Annotated in this window: 20 protein-coding genes; 4 read left to right on the top strand and 16 right to left on the bottom strand. The window is 44.1% G+C overall.

From position 1 onward, the window contains the following. Nucleotides 1-294: 294 nt before the first annotated feature. Entirely contained in the window at nucleotides 295-1,479 is a 1,185-nt protein-coding gene (locus C1712_RS03515; RefSeq protein WP_102266835.1) for an IS110 family RNA-guided transposase, read from the top strand. 158 nt (nucleotides 1,480-1,637) lie between these two features. On the opposite strand, the gene C1712_RS03520 is transcribed toward C1712_RS03515, so the two are convergent. From C1712_RS03520 to C1712_RS03530, 3 genes are all read right to left on the bottom strand, one after another. Further along, complete coding sequence (locus C1712_RS03520; RefSeq protein WP_102266837.1) at nucleotides 1,638-1,997, bottom strand: ankyrin repeat domain-containing protein; 360 nt, start codon at nucleotides 1,995-1,997, stop codon at nucleotides 1,638-1,640. A gap of 116 nt (nucleotides 1,998-2,113) precedes the next feature. Continuing rightward, nucleotides 2,114-2,632, bottom strand: a complete 519-nt coding sequence (locus C1712_RS03525) for a hypothetical protein (protein ID WP_102266839.1) — start codon at nucleotides 2,630-2,632, stop codon at nucleotides 2,114-2,116. A 62-nt stretch (nucleotides 2,633-2,694) separates the two neighbouring features. Beyond that, complete coding sequence (locus C1712_RS03530) at nucleotides 2,695-3,489, bottom strand: HAD family hydrolase (RefSeq protein ID WP_102266841.1); 795 nt, start codon at nucleotides 3,487-3,489, stop codon at nucleotides 2,695-2,697. Nucleotides 3,490-3,637: 148 nt separating this feature from the next. Here C1712_RS03530 and C1712_RS03535 point away from each other — a divergent pair, with 148 nt between their 5' ends. Further along, on the top strand, nucleotides 3,638-4,009 hold the full coding sequence (locus C1712_RS03535; protein ID WP_245858051.1) for a metal-dependent transcriptional regulator: 372 nt from the start codon (nucleotides 3,638-3,640) through the stop codon (nucleotides 4,007-4,009). Between the two features lie 43 nt (nucleotides 4,010-4,052). Here C1712_RS03535 and C1712_RS03540 read toward each other — a convergent pair whose 3' ends face one another. Together C1712_RS03540 and C1712_RS03545 are read right to left on the bottom strand one after the other, a co-directional pair. Continuing rightward, nucleotides 4,053-4,538: a hypothetical protein gene (locus tag C1712_RS03540; protein ID WP_102266843.1), complete on the bottom strand. Its 486-nt coding sequence runs from the start codon at nucleotides 4,536-4,538 to the stop codon at nucleotides 4,053-4,055. A gap of 88 nt (nucleotides 4,539-4,626) precedes the next feature. Continuing rightward, nucleotides 4,627-5,604 carry a carbohydrate kinase family protein gene (locus C1712_RS03545; RefSeq protein WP_102266844.1) on the bottom strand — a complete coding sequence of 326 codons (978 nt, stop codon included), beginning with the start codon at nucleotides 5,602-5,604 and terminating at the stop codon, nucleotides 4,627-4,629. 134 nt (nucleotides 5,605-5,738) lie between these two features. On the opposite strand from C1712_RS03545, the gene C1712_RS03550 reads away from it, so the two are divergent. Further along, a complete protein-coding gene (locus C1712_RS03550) occupies nucleotides 5,739-6,248 on the top strand; it encodes a flavin reductase family protein (RefSeq protein ID WP_102266846.1) in 510 nt (169 codons plus the stop codon). A 53-nt stretch (nucleotides 6,249-6,301) separates the two neighbouring features. On the opposite strand, the gene scpB is transcribed toward C1712_RS03550, so the two are convergent. The 8 genes from scpB to C1712_RS03590 form a co-directional block, all read right to left on the bottom strand. After that, entirely contained in the window at nucleotides 6,302-6,844 is a 543-nt protein-coding gene (scpB, locus tag C1712_RS03555) for an SMC-Scp complex subunit ScpB (RefSeq protein WP_418290417.1), read from the bottom strand. After that, on the bottom strand, nucleotides 6,834-7,574 hold the full coding sequence (locus C1712_RS03560) for a segregation and condensation protein A (RefSeq protein WP_102266850.1): 741 nt from the start codon (nucleotides 7,572-7,574) through the stop codon (nucleotides 6,834-6,836). The genes scpB and C1712_RS03560 overlap by 11 nt, the downstream gene beginning before the upstream one ends. A 187-nt stretch (nucleotides 7,575-7,761) precedes the next feature. Beyond that, nucleotides 7,762-9,156, bottom strand: coding sequence for a spore germination protein (locus C1712_RS03565; RefSeq protein WP_102266852.1), 1,395 nt, complete (start codon nucleotides 9,154-9,156; stop codon nucleotides 7,762-7,764). Further along, nucleotides 9,138-9,488 (bottom strand): stage V sporulation protein AE, encoded by a 351-nt coding sequence (gene spoVAE, locus C1712_RS03570; RefSeq protein ID WP_102266854.1) that lies wholly within the window; start codon nucleotides 9,486-9,488, stop codon nucleotides 9,138-9,140. The genes C1712_RS03565 and spoVAE overlap by 19 nt, the downstream gene beginning before the upstream one ends. Continuing rightward, nucleotides 9,488-10,486 (bottom strand): stage V sporulation protein AD, encoded by a 999-nt coding sequence (locus C1712_RS03575; protein WP_102266856.1) that lies wholly within the window; start codon nucleotides 10,484-10,486, stop codon nucleotides 9,488-9,490. The genes spoVAE and C1712_RS03575 overlap by 1 nt, the downstream gene beginning before the upstream one ends. Continuing rightward, nucleotides 10,483-10,926 carry a SpoVA/SpoVAEb family sporulation membrane protein gene (locus C1712_RS03580; RefSeq protein WP_102266857.1) on the bottom strand — a complete coding sequence of 148 codons (444 nt, stop codon included), beginning with the start codon at nucleotides 10,924-10,926 and terminating at the stop codon, nucleotides 10,483-10,485. The genes C1712_RS03575 and C1712_RS03580 overlap by 4 nt, the downstream gene beginning before the upstream one ends. 63 nt (nucleotides 10,927-10,989) lie before the next feature. Then, entirely contained in the window at nucleotides 10,990-12,606 is a 1,617-nt protein-coding gene (locus C1712_RS03585) for a M20/M25/M40 family metallo-hydrolase (RefSeq protein WP_102266859.1), read from the bottom strand. Between the two features lie 523 nt (nucleotides 12,607-13,129). Continuing rightward, nucleotides 13,130-13,558: an NUDIX hydrolase gene (locus tag C1712_RS03590; protein ID WP_102266861.1), complete on the bottom strand. Its 429-nt coding sequence runs from the start codon at nucleotides 13,556-13,558 to the stop codon at nucleotides 13,130-13,132. Nucleotides 13,559-14,027: 469 nt separating this feature from the next. On the opposite strand from C1712_RS03590, the gene C1712_RS03595 reads away from it, so the two are divergent. After that, on the top strand, nucleotides 14,028-15,386 hold the full coding sequence (locus tag C1712_RS03595; protein ID WP_102266863.1) for an MATE family efflux transporter: 1,359 nt from the start codon (nucleotides 14,028-14,030) through the stop codon (nucleotides 15,384-15,386). A 35-nt stretch (nucleotides 15,387-15,421) separates the two neighbouring features. On the opposite strand, the gene C1712_RS03600 is transcribed toward C1712_RS03595, so the two are convergent. From C1712_RS03600 to C1712_RS03610, 3 genes are read right to left on the bottom strand one after another with little or no spacing between them, the layout of a single operon-like run. Next, a complete protein-coding gene (locus C1712_RS03600) occupies nucleotides 15,422-16,216 on the bottom strand; it encodes an HD domain-containing protein (protein ID WP_102266865.1) in 795 nt (264 codons plus the stop codon). After that, nucleotides 16,182-17,060 (bottom strand): GNAT family N-acetyltransferase, encoded by an 879-nt coding sequence (locus tag C1712_RS03605; RefSeq protein WP_102266867.1) that lies wholly within the window; start codon nucleotides 17,058-17,060, stop codon nucleotides 16,182-16,184. The genes C1712_RS03600 and C1712_RS03605 overlap by 35 nt, the downstream gene beginning before the upstream one ends. Beyond that, entirely contained in the window at nucleotides 17,057-17,950 is an 894-nt protein-coding gene (locus tag C1712_RS03610) for a DUF2156 domain-containing protein (protein WP_102266869.1), read from the bottom strand. The genes C1712_RS03605 and C1712_RS03610 overlap by 4 nt, the downstream gene beginning before the upstream one ends. Nucleotides 17,951-17,985: the final 35 nt, after the last annotated feature.

Here is a 17,985-nt window from a genome sequence, read left to right on the forward strand (position 1 = left end):
TATATTGGAAATGACTCATCTAAAAGTCATTACAACATACCTTTTCCTTTCTATCAACCTTTATACCCGTGGTTGATTACGGGGTTCATTGTCTGTATGATTGAAATATGTGAATGTGGATTTGTATTGCTCCTTGTGGCTCTGACTACTTTAGAAAGGTTCTTACCACTCCTTATTCCAAAATAATGATGAGTTAGATGAGTCTTTGAATTCGTATCTCGTTCCAGGTTTTATGGTCTAAGTGCTGTGGTTTCTTCACTTCACATACTCTTATTTCAGAAAGGATGTGTTTTTATGTTTCTTGTTGGAATCGATGTCGGTAAGCTCTCTCACATGTTTTGCATCATGGATTCTTCCAATGGCGAAATCCTCGTCAGTCCTGTTTCTTTTAAAAACAATAAACAAGGCTTTGATTTTCTGATGGGCAACATCAAGCTTTATCCCAAAGACAAATTGCTGATCGGTATGGAAGATACAGGCCATTATCATTTCAACCTTTTGAAGTTTTTACTCGATTCCGGTTATACCGTTGCACTCATCAATCCCATAACGACCGATCTTACCCGAAAGATGCAACTAAATCCTACCAAAGACGACAACCTGGATACCATGACCATCTGTGATGTCCTGGCTTCCAGTCCTCGTAAAAAGGGTTACAGGATTTCTAAAATCAATAATTTTGAATTTTATGAGCAGAAACGTCTGACCCGTGAACATCACGATCTCAAGGAACAATTAAACGTATATGCCAATAAGCTTCAGAAATGTATTGATATCGTTTTTCCTGAATATAACTCCCTGTTTAAATCCAAGTATGGAACTGTATATATGAAGGTCTTAAAAGCGTTTGGCTGTGCGAATGCTATTGCTCATGCCGATATCCGCAATATTCGCAAATGCTTCGAAACCAATAGGAACGGCCGCACTATTTCACTGACACCGGAAAAATTAAAAGAAGCTGCTAAGCATTCGATCGGGTTTCCTTCAAAGGCTGAAGTGATCGAAATACGTCATCTGATCGATTTGATCGAATTGATCAAAGAACAAATCAACGATGTGGATATAAAAATAGAAGAGTTCAGCACGCAACTTAACTCTCCTATCCTCACCATACCGGGAATCTCACATTTCTCCGGTACTTCTATTTTAGCTGAATTAGGAGATTTACGCAACTATTCTAAGGCGTCTCAAATCATCAAATTTGCCGGTGTTTCCCCATATAAGCATCAATCAAGTCAATATGAAGCCCAACATACAGCCATTACCAAGAAGGGATCACGATATCTTCGCAAAACACTTTATCAGGTGATCTTACCTGTTATTCGCTACAATCCTGTATTTAACGAATACTATCATCTCAAGTTGTCGCAAGGGAAAGGCCATCGTTGCGCTCAGGGACACTGTGTACGAAAGTTACTTCGGATCATCTATCATCTGGTAATAACGAATCAACCGTTTGATTCAACTCTTTTAAAATAAGTCATTACTAAATTCTTAGATCCTCTACTAAGTTCTTTTTGTCATGCCTTTTTATTCACTATTTCAAAGATCGAGACAACTTCAGCTAACTAACTTCAATAAATTTTTATTTTCAGACTTTTTCATACAATTTACTTGATTTTTATATAGTTAGCTTTCTACCGGAATACATAAGGTGCATCCAAAGGGGCATAGCGATTTGGATAAGGTCCATAAAGCGCCGTCGGTTCTTCGATCTTCGGCGTCGCCCCGCGCATCATGAGCGGAATGACCAATTCCCCAATGCCGCGATCTAATGCGAATCCAAGCGCTTCACCGATCAAAATGGCGCCGTTGTCGATCAACATCATGACCATTTCTACATCACGCATATAAACTGCATGGAATAATACCGGATAGCCATTGATGATCCAGTTTGGATCCGCGCCCTCCAAGATCGCTTCTCTTGCCTTCTCTACCTCTTTGTTCCATACTGCATTCAACAGTTTTTTTGCCAATGGTGATGGTTTTCTCTTCATAGTATCAATTCCTTTCCTTTTCTTTGATACCATCATACACCATATTGTTACATTATTTATGTTACAATATAAAAAAAGAAAAAACAATCGTTTTCACAACTGTTTCTTCTTTTTCGTTAAGACTGATTTTGTAAACGGGCATTGCTTGGCATATTGAACTTAGAAAAAGCATTGCGCAGATCATAAATTGTTTCCTGATCCTCATACAGCATCAAATACGCACCGTTCACGCTTGCCTGCATTTCCTTTTTTTCGCCTTCGATATTGACCGTTACCTTTTCCTTTTCTTTCGCTTCCTTCAACAGCGCCTGCATCGTTTCATCATCTTCATTTAACCGATATAAATAGATCGGCTGATCTTCATACGTAAACATCGCGCCCTCTTTCGCCGCGAAATCCACCGCTTCTACTTCTTTCATATCGCTGTATGCGATCTTGTTTTCATCTAAATAATTCTTAAAATCAGAAATCGTCGTCTCTGCTTTCTCTTCCGCCTTGTCCACGCCCTCTTTTACGTTATCGCCGACTTCATCAGCACCTTTTTTCACATCCTCCGCATCATCCTTCAACATCGAACAACCGCTCAATAATAACAGCGTACAAAGTGCGGAAACAAACATTTGTCGTTTTCTCATAAACAACCTCCTTGTCATTACTCTCAGTATTGCCCAAGGAACACACGCTTATGCAGCGAAACTCACATTTTCAGATGAAATGCCTGCTTCAGATAGTGCATGACCCCTTCTTCCTCATTGCTCAGGGTGTGAAAGCGGCAAACGGCAGCCACATCTTCATGCGCGTTGGCAACCGCAACAGAATGATATACCTCCTGCAGCATCTCAATGTCATTATGATAATCACCAAACGCATAGCAGTCCTGTGGAGATAAGCCATAGCGCTCTTTCAGATAATGGACGACCTTGCCCTTGGAAACAAGGGGATTGGCAATATCCACCCACTCTTTTCCGGAGGTAACGATACTGAAAAAACCTGACAGTTTCTTACATTTCGGATAAGCATTCTGCGCTGCGCCGATCGTATCATAAAGTGCTACCTTACAGATGCGATCGACACCGATCACCTCTTCTAAACGGGCTACTCGCTTTAAGCGATGATAATACATCCCGGCATTTTTTACCAGCAGCGGATGATCATCTTCGATATAAGCGCTGTTAACGCCACAGAAGATCGGATAGACGCCTTCGATATTTCTAACGATATCCAGTACCTGATATAGCTTGGAACGCTCGATCTCATTCACATAAATGCAGGTTCCTTTTTCAAATACGATCGTACCGTTTTCACAAATAAAAAGCATTTCTTTTTCCAAATTAGGAAACTGCTCCAGAAGCGTATAATACTGTCTGCCGCTGGCGATTGCAAATAATACATCACGCTGTTGCAGCGCCTTGACCACTTCAAAGAAATCATGCGGCAATTCTTTACGCTCATTCAATAACGTCCCGTCCATATCGCTTAAAACCAGTTTCATGTTACTTCCTCTTTTCTGCTTTCATCCTATTTTTATTACAATATGTTGATTATAGCATACTTCTCCTTTGTTTTCCCAACAAGAAGCATGCTTCTTCATTGAATTTCATTTGAAAAAATGCTATGCTTAAAGCAATGAAAAGGACGTGATGGCTTTGAAGGTACAGGAATCACTAGAAAACTATTTGGAAGCGATCTTGATGCTTTCGGAAAAACAGGAGCGGGTACGCGCCATTGATATTGCCAATCTGCTGGGCTTCTCCAAACCAAGCGTCAGCGTGGCCATGAAGAATTTTAAGCAGAAGAACTATATCCATGTAGATGACAGCGGCTCCATCACTTTGACGGAAAGCGGAAAACGGATTGCTTCCGCCGTTTATGAACGGCATAATTTATTAAGTGAATGGCTTGTTTCCCTAGGGGTAGAGGAACAGATCGCGCAAGCGGATGCCTGCCGCATGGAACACATCCTTTCTGCCGAGTCATTTCAGGCGATCCGCGATCATTATCTGCATAAATGATCCTGCCGTTATAAAAACGTCGATCTTTATAGGATCGACTTTTTTATTTGATGTATTTCTCATAGAGCTGTTCATCATTCAGCAGCAGTTCTTTTTCAATGTTCATATTCGACTTCACCAAAATCCCATACTCATAAAAATAGTTTTTCAGTTTCGGAAAGCTCTTGCGCACATCACGCACCTTAAAACGACAAATCCGATCGTTCAATTCAAACATGATGCCCAAATATGACATTTGCACAAAATACTCTTTTAACGGGACTTTCTGATAGCCGCGCAGATCAGTGATCGCACTGGTGTGATAAGGCTCACAGCGAAAATTGATATGCACATTGGCGATCTCATGCAGCGGAAAGATCTCCAGCGGCGTAATGTAATACAAACCGTTTGCTTTGACAAGATACGCATAGCAGATCCGATCTTTCTCCAGAAACAGACAGCATCCTTCATTGCTTTCCCAAGGAGTACCGTCAAATAAAAGCATGACCGCATGCTGAAAATCAATTTTTGTTAATGTGTAGGTCTCCAAGCTATCCCTCCCCTTTTTGGTAAAGCGCTTTCATCTTCTACATTATAAAGGAAAAGTGATATTTAAACAATAACAAATTTGTAACATCTCAAAGATTCGATGCTGATCGCTTCATGGAATAGGCTTCTACCTCCGCTAAGCTCGGATAAGCGTCCATCGCGCCTAAATGCCGGGCGGAAAGCGCCGCAAAAGTATTCGCAAAACGCAGTGCATCTTCCAGATCCCTTTCATCGAGTGCATCGAGGGGTTTCGTTTTTTCGCCCAATCGGTAAAGAAAGGCTGCCACAAAACCATCTCCGGCACCGGTCGTATCTAAGACATCGACCGCACAGCCATCCACTTTGACATGGCGCGTACGGGTAAACAGTTCCGCTCCCTTTCCCCCTTTGGTGTAAAGTACCATTTGACAATGCGGGAAAGCAAAGAAAAACGGCAGGGCTGCTTCGATCGTTTCCCGCCCACTGATAAAACTCAATTCATCATCGGCAATTTTCACGATATCCGCATAAGGCAAAAAGGCTCGTACTTGTTCTTTCAGCGCCTGTTCTTCTTCCCATAGCGAGAAACGCAGATTGGGATCAAAGCAAATCAATTTCTGCTTGCGGCGCGCTGCTTCGATCAGTTTGCGGTGACATTCCCGCATGGGGTCTTTCTGCAAGGCGACGCTGCAAAAATGAAGGACGTCAAAATCTTTAGCCGTTTCATCTAATTCCTCATAACCCAACTGTAAATCAGCGCTTGTCCGACGATAAAACTGAAAATCACGGCTGCCATCAGCGCTGAGCGATACAAATGCCAGGGCAGTATCATAGTGCGAGGTACGCACGATCGAAGATACATCGACATGCCCTTTTTGCAGCGTATCCACGATATGATCGCCAAACGCATCACGCCCCAGCTTGGTGATCAGCTTGGCCCTTCCCCCCAAATGTGCATAGGCATAAGCCACATTAGCCGGCGCACCGCCCGCAACTCGCCGAAAGCAAACGACATCTTTTAAGCGCTTGCCTGCTTCCATCGGTACAAAGTCGATCAGCGCTTCCCCAATCGTACATAGTTTCCACATCTTATCTTTCTCCTTTGCTTTACTGTACTACATCTCAAAGCGAATGTAAACTGTTCTTTTGATCCTGCATCAAACAAAAAAGTGCTATAATAAAAGTGATCTGACATATGCTAATAAAGAGAAGGAGGAATCAGATGAAAGTATTTCATGAAATCAGCGTAACCGATCTGCATGACAATGTTTTTACCGAAATCGGTGAAAGGTGGATGCTGATCAGCGCAGAAAAGGACGGTGTCACCAATACGATGACCGCTTCTTGGGGCGGCTTTGGGATCCTTTGGAATCAGCCGGTTGCCTATATCTTTGTAAGACCACAGCGTCATACGAAAGCTTTTTTAGAAGCCGCAAGTCATTTCTCCCTTACCTTCTTCGATGAAACGCAGCGCAAGCAGCTTTCTTATTTGGGAACGGTATCGGGAAAGGATACAGATAAGATCAAAGATGTCGGCTACCATGTGTGCCATGAGGAAGCAGCGCCTTATTTTGAGGAAGCGCAACGCGTTTTGATCTGTCAGAAGCTGTATCATCAGGATTTATCGCCGGATGGTTTTCTTGATGCGGAATGTAAGAAGCATTATCCGCAAAACGACTATCACACCCTTTATGTCGGCAAGATCGTCAAGGTACTGGAAAAGGACGCATAACCACATAAAAACAGGAACCCCTATGATCTCATGGTCATACGGTTCCTATTTTTTTATACTTCATCAAAAAGTTCTTCTTCGCCTTGTTCTTCTTCTTTTGGCAGCTCCGGCAATTCTTTTAAGCTCTCCAGCTTAAAAGCATCCATAAATTCCGGTGTGATCTCATATAGAAATGGCTTGCCCGGCGCATCGCTGCGGCCGCTTTCCTTGATCAGACTGCGTGCCATCAGCTTGCGGATCATCATATCACAGCCAACGCCCCTGATTTCCTCGATTTCCGCTCTGGTGATCGGCTGTTTGTAAGCAATGATCGCCAGTGTTTCCATCGCCGCCTGAGAAAGCGAAGCCATTTTTGTGGAAGCAAACAGTTTTTCCGCATAGGGATAGACAGTCGCTTTGGAAACAAATTTGTATATGCCGCCAAAGCGCGTCAGTTCTATGCCATGCGTTTCCTTGTCATATTCTTCTTTCAGCTGCACCAGTGCCGATTCCACTTCTTCCCTGCTTGTCTCCAGTGTTCCCTGCATCTGTTCCATCGTTAATCCTTCATCACCGCAAAGAAATAACAATCCTTCCAATACCGTCTTAACTTCCATGATATTCATCCCCTTTGATAATCCAGATCACATCGTCTTCATCTATCGTATAGGTAATCGCCTTGAGCTTAATCAGATCCAGCACTCCTAAAAAGGTTACGATCACCATATGCAAAGACGTACAGTCGCTGCATAGCTCCTCAAAGCTCATCTTTCCGCTCCATCCGTCTAAGCGTTTGCGCATCTGCACGACCCGCTCATCTAATGACAGTTCTTTGATCGTCATTCTCGTTTCATATGGCTTCAACAGCGCTTGTCTGCGCATGACCTTCTGCATCGCTTTGATCAGATCATACGGATTGCCCGCTAACGGCAATTCACTGCTCGCTTCGATCCATTTGCTCGTCTCTTCTGAAAGCGGCTTTCCCATGAGCATCTGTCGATCCTCATACTGTCTGCTCAATAAGGCCGATACTTCCTTAAAGCGCTGGTACTCCAATAAGCGCTGCACCAGCTTTTCCCGCTGATCCTCTTCGTATTCTTCACTGATTTCCACTTTCTCACGCGGCAGCAGTTTCTTGCTTTTATACTCGATCAGTCCTGCCAATTCGCTCAAATATTCACTGGCAATTTCCAGATGCAAAGATTCCATCGCATCTAAATAAGCCAGATATTGCGTTGTCAATACATTCATATCCAGATCAAACAGATCCAGTTTGTTTTCCTTGATCAGATGCAGCATCAGATCCAAAGGTCCTTCAAACTGTTCGATGGTTATCTGAAAAGCCATGTCATCACCTCTTACTAAACTTCAATATTATACAATAAAAAAGCAGGATTGACTATCTTTTCCTGCTGCCGCATGCAATTTATGGATCGAAAATGATACTGTCTTCTTGTAACAAAATCGTTTTTACTCTGCATTCCTATCCTGCTGCACAAAAAATCATGACTTCCGTTATGAAATCATGATCCTGTTAATGCTCATTGCTTGTTTCATTTTGCTTATCTTGACGCAAACGGATCGGCGCGCCCAGCCAAATTCTTTTTAATGCCCGCCAAGAGAAAGGACAGAGCGGATACAGATAAGGAAACTTGATCGTTTTGGTCGATAGCAGCACGCTCACATGGAACACGACACCAAAGCAAAAGCCCGGCAGTCCAAACACCAAGGCAAATAAAGCAAGCACGATTCGGAAAAACTTGTTGGCAAGCGACAATTCATAATTAGGCGTCAAAAGATTGCCGATGTTGCAAAGCGCCACAACCAATAAGATTTCTTCCGTATACGCGCCTAATCCGATTGCCATATCGCCTAATAAAAATACAGCGATAAACCCCATGATGCTGGAAAGCATATCCGGGGTATGAATGAGTGCCTGTCTGATCCATTCCACCGCAATATCCGCAAGCAGTACCTGTAAACCAAATCCATAAATATTGACATCTTCCATCAAATGCAGATTTAAGAGGGTATGATTCTGTGTTTTCATCAAAACCATCCATAGTGGTATGAAATAGATCGACAGCAGCACCCCAAACAAACGCAGCGTTCTGGTAAACACGGCAATGACCGCTGTCTGGGTGTATTCTTCCATCTGCTTGTTTAATTCAAAAAAGGTCGTCGGTATGATCATTGCACTAGGCGCATTGTCTACGATGACCACCAGATACCCTTGCAACAAATGAATGGCACAAATATCCGGACGTTCGCTGTATCGCACATGCGGATAAGGATTGATCGTCTTTCCATACAGACTTTCACAAAGCATGCGCTCCGATACAATTTCGATCTCGTCCAGATTTTGCAAACGATTTTGAAAGTCCGCAAGCAGATCGACATCGACCAAACCGTCGATATAAACATAGGCGATGTCGGTCTTCGTTTTGACCCCTTCTTTATTTAAGATGACCCGTAAGCGCGGATCGCGGATCCTGCGGCGAAGTAACCCCACATTGATGATAATATTTTCCACAAAGCCATCATGCGCTGCTCGAATCGACTTTTCCACGCTCGGTTCTGCTGTGGAGCGTGATGGATAAGCACGTGTTTCGATCACATAATAAGGCGCTTCTCCATCGACGATCACCACACATTGTCCGCTCAATAAAAAAGTCATTGCCTGTTGATCGTCCATGCACGCAGATACACTGCCGGGATAATAAATAAAAGAACGGTTCTTTACGGTATCCACGATGCTTTCCACAACATCAGCAATCAATTCGCCATCGCTCAGCGAAGACAAAAAGATCAAACAGCAGGCGCGATCCTCGATCTCGATTTCCCGAAAAACAACGTCAAAAGACGCCGCAAGCTGTTTCTTCCACACAGCGATGCGCTGTTGATAAGCGCTCAGTTTTTCGCTTTGCATAACACTGCCACCAAAAAGGCAAAGACTACTGCCGCAGTAATGCCGACTGCCGTCAAATCAAACAAACCTAAGGCGATCCCCATCAGCCCCTGCTCTTTCGCCGCTGCCAAAGCGCCGTGGATCAAAGAATGTCCAAAGCTGGTAATCGGCAATGCCGCACCGGCCTGGGCAATCTCTAATAGACGATCATATAGACCAAAGCCATCCAGCACCGCACCCGCTACCACAAACATCGATGTGATATGTCCTGCCGTAAGCTTGGTATTGTCATAGATGATCTGTGCAATCAGACAAATGCCGCCGCAGGTAACAAAAGCCATCAGATAGTGCATCATGCCTCACCTGCCCTTTCATATATGACCGCATGGGCAATGCAGGGAATACTTTCTTTTTGCTGCACCGCTACCGGTGAAAGCAGCGCCCCGGTCGCGACGACCATGATCTTGTTTGCTTTGCCGTTTGTTAAATCATCCATCAACTTCGTAAAGGTGTAAAGCATACTGCACCCACACCCGCTCCCGCCGCAAAAGACATCTTGTTTATCACGATCATACAGCATCAGACCACAGTCATTCAAATGATTGTGCAAATCATATCCATCCTGTATAAACAGATCACAGAGAAAGGAAAAGCCCAGCGCCGACAGATCGCCGGTGTAAATGCCGTCATAATCACTGAAATCCGTACCGGTATCCGCAAATACCTGTTTGATCGTCTTATAGGCAGCCGGCACCATTGCTCTGCCCATGTCATTGGCATCACAAAAATGCCAGTCTACGATCTCGCCGATACAGGCATGCGTGATGCGTACTTGCGCGGGTTCAGCGGTAATGATTGCCGCACCGGCCCCGCTGGCAGTCGATGTCGTCGTTGCTTTTTTCTGTATCCCATATTCATTAGGAAAACGATATTGCCGCTCTGCGGTCGCGGTATGAGAGGAAGTAAAGGCCAGCACCCTTTGCTGGTGCATCTTTTCCACTAAGATCGCCGCTTGCGCGAGGATCAGCGAAGAAGTAGCACAGGCCGCATACATGCCGATGAAAGGACGATGCAGATCTTTGGCAAAATAATGTGATGCAGAAAGCTGATTCATCAGATCTCCGGCAATGATCACATCCAGATCATTTGGCTCCAGCTTTGCCTTGCGCAAGGCGCTGTCTACCGCACTGCGGATCAGTTCCCGCTCCGCCCGCTCAAAGCTGCTGGTTCCACAGTACGCATCATGAAAGGCTCGATCTAACAGTTCTTTGATTGGCCCCTCACTTTCCAGCTTTCCGCCAGCACTTCCCCATGCTTTTACATATACATTTGCAAAGTGCAGTGTTTTCATGACGCGCCTCCCAAAAACAAATATCGCAGCATGCCGATAAAATACGCAGATACGATGCCATATGTCAAGACACTGCCGGCCAGCTTAAACATATTCATGCCGATGCCATAGATCAAGCCTTCGCTTTTCCCTTCCAGTGCGCTTGATGCTAACGCATTCGCAAATCCGGTGATCGGAATAAATACACCGGCCCCAAAACGCTGTGCCAGCTGATCAAATAAACCAAGTCCGGTCAAGATCGCCGCCAAGGCAATAAAGGTTACGATCACCAGCGACAATGCCTGCTGCTTAGGCATGTGCAGGCTCTCCTGATAAAGCATAAGCAAGACCTCGCCGCTTCCTCCGATCGCTCCACCGCTTATAAAAGCCGCAATGGCATGAGCGAGCCGCTGATCTTTCGGCATATGCCTTTTCGCTGTTTCCTGTAAACGTTTTTCCATACTACATACCTCCTTGCAACTATTATTGACAAAATAAAAGAAACGATACATCCAGTACCGTTTCTAATCACGCATCATTTCATCGACCAGCATTTTGCGCAGTCTTGGCGCCTGCTTCAAAGAATAGTTTAATTCGATCCTTTCACTGTATTTATGCGGATCTTTGCCATCCGGTCCGAAATTGACAAAAGGGATCTGTAACTTCCGCATCACTTCCAAAGGCACTTCATAGTGCTTTCCCCACAGTGGGAAATTCGCCGCAAGTGAAAGAGCAGCACCCGCATCGCGCAAGCCCAGATAACACATATCCGTCAAGCCGTTAAAGCACGCATTCAGTTCATAGCGCTCGCCCTGCTTCTGCGCTTTCTTCACAAACCGTTCACAGATCTTTCTCAATGGCGCATCTGCTTCAAGAAAACCGGAATGCGGATAATAAGGCGGTGCAAACGCCAAAATGATCTTTGCCGATCGATCAGGCGCATAGCGGTGCGTTTCTTTTATCACAGCAAGCGTCATTTCCCGCATATCCGCTTCTTCCAATCCTTCGATAAAGGTCTCCATATGCTTTTGAAAGGCAGATCCATGCTGCTCGACACAGCTTGCATACAGTTCTTCATAGCTCATCACATTTACGGAAATGGACGCATGGGGCAACGCGCGATTTAGGAGCTGTTCTGCCTGCAAGATTCGCGCATCCCGCATCCGCAGCACCTCTTCAAAGGCCTGCCTTGCACAGGCAAGCAGCTGCTCTTTGATCGTATCGATCGATTTGGAAAGGGTCATCAGGTTGAAGTACGCATAACTGTCATAAGGGGTCTGTACACTGTATGAAGTCTTACAGTCCGACTGTTTCAAACAGGTCGGCGCCGGGGTAAAATAACCGTTTGCCTGATCGATGAAAGCAGGCGCATGCTCTAAATATTCCACGATTTTCGCGCTCAGCAGATTCGGATTCAAGCCGCCATATGGATCACCGACGTGCGTTTCTTTTCCGACACAGTAGAAAAACGGCATGACTTTGCCCGCAGCACCGATAAATAAACGGCGGCTTTCAAGACTTTGTTCAAATGAAATATCCGGCTCCCCCACCATGCAGAAATCAAGGGAAAGGTCCTCCTGTTTTGCCAATACTTCCATTTTCTTGATCGCATCCAGCATTCCTTCAGAGTTTCGTTCCTCATCCGGCACGCTCACAAACAATAAATTCGCATCGCGTTTTTCACTGTAAGCATGCAGCAGCTCGATATCGGCGGCAATGCCCCATTTCATATCACAGATGCCGCGGCCAAACAAATAATGTCCGCTGTCTAGATCATTTTGACTTTCTTCATCTAAATGCAAGTTTCCCTGTTTCAAAAAGTCCGTATATGCGATCGGATCAAACGCATATGGCGCCCCTATTCCATATTCATCAATTCCGACGACATCAAAATGAGATAGCAAGACGATGGTACGTTTGGTTTGCTTTGACGCCTTCATCAAAGCGAAGACATACCCGCACTTCGTTTCTTCCTCCCGTATATGATGGATCATGATCTGGTTTGGGTGTCTTTGAAAATAAGGAATCTTTAGCAGCAGTTGTTTTAATAAAGCCGGCATCTGTTTCTCCGCTTCACTTGCAGAGATACTGCCGATCCGGCATAAAGAAAGCAGGTTTTGTAACATTCTGTTTTCATCCATATCAAACACTCCTTGTTTGATCAACCGTAATGATTGAGCATTCTTCTATTTTGTATTATAGCACATACTGTTCTTTTCTATCGTGTATTTTTTATTGATTTTATAGACGGAAGTCGTATTATAACTTCTTGCAAGCGTTTATAGAAGTGAGGACAAATCCTTGATTTACAAGGGTTTTCCCGTATCTCTATGTATTTTGTCATATCTCCACATAAACTCGTTTTATAAGCGCTGGCGGCAAAAAAGCGTCAAATACAAAAGATAATATTTTCTGCTCTCTATGTTACGCATTAGGGCTTTATTAGGCTTTGCAAGCAAAGGTTTTGCAGATCCCATCATAAATGTCCTTTAACTGCGTAATATTTCAAAGCGAGATGCTATCTGTTTAGATTATCCTTTTCATTCCTCTCTTTTGTAAAAAGTTCCATAGCAAGCATAGGAAAGGGGTACCCTTTCCGTAAAAATCACTCTTTGTAAGATAAATTTTTGCTTGTTGGAAATATTCCAACAAGCAAATTTTAAGTTATAAATATCCCCTAAGCCCTGCTTCTTCTATCAGTTTCGGTTGAATCAATGGATATGTCCAATTTTCCACAAGCCGCTCCGTAATCAAAATCCTTTCAATTTCACTATGTAATTCATTTTCAAAAGACAGAATATTAGCAAAGTAAAGCATTCCATAACTCTCATTACCTTCAAAATTATCTGGTGAAGTGACTGAATATACACAAATAGGTTTTATGCTGTATTCAAGTGCGCCCGTTTCTTCATATAACTCTCGTTTTGCAGTGTCTAAAATATGCTCACCATTTTCTCTGTGACCGCCCGGAATCTCGAATGTTTCTCGCTCTCTATGTTTACAAAACACCCATTTATTGTCTGTTTTTGCAATAATGACGGCAAATTTTAATAATCTGTCATCAATTTCATCATAAAACTTTACGTCAACCATTTACCATTCTCCTTCAAATATCAGTTTATCAATTTATTTCCCAATATTATAGCACCCATATATGAATTATTCTACTATAAGTCTGCTCTGTGTGAAATAGCAGTTCCAATCTTCCTTGTCAACGGTCGAGATGAACGGGCTTCGCCGCAGCCCGCAAGTGCGTCTGTCCCTGCTTATATGGCAACCAAGAGAACGAAAACAATGAGTGCTTTCGCTCTCGCATAGGATGGTTTTTCTTATATCTGACCGTATCAATTTATATTGTCTTATTGAGTTAGGACGGCAAAAAAGCGTCAAAACGCTATTTTAGGCGTTTGAAGTCACGCTTGTATTTATCAAAAAATTAAGCACTTATGCGCGTTTAAGACGTTTTTTTCTTTGTACCGTTAAAAAGTATAATACTATTTTTTATTTGAAATTTATCTTTTTTTCCGCTACAATAAGTAGTCGGCTGAAAGGAGGCCTTTTTATGACATCTATCAATAAAATGAAAGAGATGCCGATTCGCAAACTGCTTTTATCAATGTCGCTGCCGATCATGGTATCTATGCTGATTCAGGCGCTCTATAATATCGTAGACAGTATGTTTGTGGCACAATATTCACAAGATGCCTTAGCTGCTGTATCACTGGCTTTTCCGATCCAGACCCTGATCGTGGCGGTTTCGGTCGGTACGGCTGCCGGTTTGAATTCTCTACTATCACGCAAGCTGGGTGAACAGAATTTCAAGGAAGCGAATGAAGTTGCCAATCACGGTGTGCTGGCAGCCCTTTTATCCGGGATCCCGTTTATGATCTTCGGCATCTTTTTCGCACAGACGTTCATCTCTGCTTTTTCCGATCGCAGCACGATCATTTCCGATGGTACGACTTATACACTGATCTGTACCGTTTGTTCATCGGCGGTATTGGTCGAGATCGCTTATGAACGATTGTTTCAGGCAACCGGGCATGCGATGTATAACATGTATATGCAGGGGGCCGGTGCGCTCATCAACATCATCTTAGATCCGATCTTTATTTTCGGATGGTTCGGCTTCCCGGCAATGGGGGTAACCGGAGCAGCCTTAGCGACGGTAACCGGTCAGATCTTAGCGGTTCTATTAGGCATCTACCTGCAGCGCCGCCATGTAAAAGAACTGCACATCAGTTTCCGCGGCTTTCATCTGAAAAAGCATATCTTTGCGCAGATGTATGCGGTCGGCTTCCCTTCGATCATCATGCAGTCGATCGTTACGGTACTCACGATCGGCATGAATGCCATTTTAGTAGGCTTTTCGGAAACAGCGGTTTCCGTATTCAGCGTTTACTTCAAATTACAGAATTTTGTCTTTATGGCAGTATTCGGCATGAACAACGCATTGGTCGCCATCATCGGCTACAACTTCGGGGCAAGACAGAAAGAGCGCATTCTTTCTTCCATTCGCTTCGCGATCCAAATGGCGGTCTTGATCATGCTGATCGGTACCCTGATCTTTCAATTATTTCCACAAGCGCTGTTACAGCTGTTTAACGCAGATGCGGCAATGCTGAAGATCGGTGTTCCGGCACTGCGCATCATCTCCCTGTCATTTTTGTTTGCCGGGGTTTCCATTGAGCTTTCCGCATTATTTCAGGCACTTGGCAAAGGCATCAGTTCGTTGATGATCTCTTTATGTCGGCAGCTGCTCATCGTTTTGCCATGCGCCTACCTGTTGGCTCGTTTTTCTGAGCTTGACAGCATCTGGTATGCGTTTTTGATCGCTGAAGCATTTGCCATGGTAATCGCCCTCTTTCTGTATCGAAAGATCAAGATATCCATGATCGATCCGATGGAACATTCGCTGTAAAAAGGAATCAAAAAAGCGGCAGACACCGCTTTTTTTCATGTTTCATCAAACCCATAGCCTTCTAACTTCACTGCTAAATAGGCATTGAGCTGCTCTTCGATCAAGTACAGCTGCTTTTGGGCGGAAGCAGGCACTTTGATCTGCAATAGTTTTTCGATGAGCGAGCGTTTTCTTACTTCCTGCAAGGTTACGATAAAACGCATATCAAAGACAAACGCCAATGCCGCAACATATTCATCCAGTTTCGTTTTACGCAGCTCATTTTTTACATAACGCTGTCTTTGAAAGCAGCACATGACCGCCTGACTTACAAAAAGGCATTCCTGCGCTTCCCTTTCGTACTGCGCTTGTTGTGATAAACGCACCGCTAAAATATCCAATTTATCACAGTCGCGGATAAAATCAGCGAAAAAATGAGCCGTTTCATATAGATGGGCATCGACTGCGGCTTTATTGTGATAATAGATCGCCGCTTCGATCACGCCATCATATGTGCTTTCCTCCGTAAATCTTCTGATCTCGCCTTTGTGAAACAGGCGTTCGGCCGCAAGGCTGCCATGATCCATACTCTTCCCTTCCGGCAAAAAACGTCCATAATCATGCAGCAGAGCGATCAGCTCCGCTACCTCTATCTCGCTTTTGCTCATATGCAGACGGTTGCCTAAAAACCGCGCTTCTTCTACTACTCTTAACGTATGGGTTCGCCGTAAAGCAATGGCGGGGTCCTGCTGATCAAAGCGGTCCATAAACTTCATCATCTCCGCCTTGGCATGCGTCAGATCAAAAATACCGCGCTCAGGCCCATTCAGGCAAATACCATGTTTTTCCATTGCATTTCCACTCGCTTACTTCTTCCATACTGATCGCACACCGTGCGCAAAGACCCGCTTCATCATGCACAAGGATCAGCGTATTATCGCAAGGGTCTCCACCTTCACAATACTCGATCGGCAAAATGAGCGTTACCTGATCCCGCGTTCGCAGTGCCTTTAACAGTTTCTCATGCGCCATGGCATCCACTGCCATCCATTCACTGCACACGATCCCATCTGTTCCTCTTTCATAGATCGCATAAGCCATACAGCGCTTGTTTTCCATATAGCGCACACACTTGAGTCCCTGCGCTTTCATTTCCTGCTCATAGCGGAGAAAATATGCCTCATCTCTCACAAAATAACCGCTGTAAGAAGCCATGCTTTCCCAAAAACACGCTGCCATGCTTTTCGCATCATAGCCTTCCTGCAAATCAATCTGAAAAGTATCGCCGCTTTTCGCATAAACATGCTCAGCTTTTCCATTTACCGCTCTAAATCCAAAAGGCGTGTATAAATTCATATCATATGCCTGTATGACCGTAAGCAGTTCTTGCTTTGCCGCATCTTTCAGTGTCTGCTCCATCAGTTCCCGCATATAGCCGCGATGACGATACGCGGGATGGGTCATGACGCCGACGATGATCGAAGTATCGATCGTGCGTCCGTTTATCACCATTTGATGTCTGCGCCGCTGTAAACACGCCGCCACTTCACCTGCTGCCTCTTTTACCAACAGATCCTTTTCATCATACAGTGCGTCAAAATAATAATCGCTGTATCCCCCGTCATCAAAGGCAAATAATTCTTTCCATAAGCGATAAACTGCCTTTTGATCGCTTGCTTTGCCTTTGCGGATCATCGCTTCACCAGGATCTGATATTTCATCAGCAAAAAGATCGGATGATAAGCCTGTTTGGCTTTCCGCAGTTTTTCTTCTCCCATGTCATCCTCCCGATTCACATACTTGCAATCTAAAAAAGCATGTGACAAATACTCTTTGGCAATCGCCTGATAAATTCCGCGAATCGAAGGATCCGCCTTTTCCACATTCATATCGCACATTTCCTTGTTTAAGCGCGTACCTAAGGCAAATGCCTTGACCGCCCCATCCACGCGCAGCAATCCGCCGACGATCCCATATTCCTCATAGCGTTCAAACATTTTATGAATACCTGCTTTTTCCGCTGCCATTTCTTCATTCATTTCATCACTGCGCCATTCATCTAAAAACGCCAAACACTCCGCCATGTTGTCTTTGTCGATCGCTTCATATACGTAGCGTCCTTCATATTGTTTATAAAAGGCGTTTAGATGATTGCGCTTCTTCTGTAATTTCTTGCCCGCAAAGGTACGCAGTGATTCACAAAGATATACATAATCATATGTACTGCGGAAATTACGCACTTCACAATTAGGGAATACTCGCTTCGCCTTTTCCATTCCCTGATACGAAAAGCCATCTAATAATAGCGGTTCTCCCATCTGATCAAACAATTCCTGCGCCCTGCGCAGCGCTTCTTCAAAATAGCGTTCTTCACAAAGCGGCATATAGAGAAACCATCCGCCTTCATGTACGCTCAATAATAAAATAAAATGATCTTCCACATATTTCCACACCGGCCACATGCCGCCCCAAACCAACAAAGTAACTAGATTATAGTTACATAATTCATAGCCCGATCGATCTAAATAAGGCTGTACCAAAGCAATATCATCTGCTGTTAATTCACTGATTCCAAGTGATTCCATTCTTACACCATACTTTCTTTCATTTCATAACTTTA

The sequence above is a fragment of the Massilicoli timonensis genome, assembly GCF_900199515.1.
Classification (GTDB): domain Bacteria; phylum Bacillota_I; class Bacilli_A; order Erysipelotrichales; family Erysipelotrichaceae; genus Massilicoli; species Massilicoli timonensis.